1 protein-coding gene and 1 pseudogene are annotated in these 611 nt (G+C 44.5%); both read right to left on the bottom strand.

Annotated features, from left to right (window positions below):
- Nucleotides 1–152 (bottom strand): annotated as a pseudogene (locus R7E78_RS28135) (3'-5' exonuclease); the annotation flags it as partial.
- A gap of 32 nt (nt 153–184) precedes the next feature.
- Nucleotides 185–611: putative nucleotidyltransferase substrate binding domain-containing protein (locus tag R7E78_RS28130; protein ID WP_318058886.1), on the bottom strand; the 427-nt coding region annotated here is incomplete at its 5' end.

Genomic DNA, 611 nt, shown 5'->3' with positions numbered 1-611 from the left:
GCGATGGTTACCAACTCAGCACGGTTCGGATCAAGGCTGGTGGTCTCACAATCTAGAGACACAAACTCGGTTTTGTGTGGCGCACAAAACAGCGACTGATAAGGCGAGCCTTTCAGTTTGTAATGCCAATATTTGCGTTGTAACCAGTTCATCCTCTACGCCTCATTTTGACTTGTGTAAGCGCTTAATCGCGGATTTGATAGTGGAAGCCCAAGAACTGCTTAAACTTCTTCACCACATGCAAGCTATGACGCAGCAAGTCACGCTCGGTTCGTTCTAACTGTTTGATATCAATATTGTTAAGTGTTTCTTGTTTACTCAATTGCTGATGAAGGCGAATCTTAAAGAACAGCTTCAACGCTTCGTTTAAGTTGTCTGCGGTCTCAGGTTCTAAGATGCGTTTTTTTCTTAGTGCTTCGATGCGTTCAAAGGTGTTTTTTTCTTCAATCGCATATTCCAACGACAAGGTGCGAATACCATGCACGATAGGGAAGATGCCACCACGTTTGATATCCAAACCATCCTTGGCACTTTTTACGTTGCCAAACAAAGTAAGGGGCACGGAAAATTGCAAAGCAGGGCGCGTGAAATCCGACAAAACCAGCATGCGA

Source organism: Vibrio sp. YT-19(2023) (assembly GCF_033337395.1).
The sequence above is the reverse complement of the archived record's forward strand: the minus strand, read 5'-3'. Positions and strand labels throughout refer to the sequence as shown.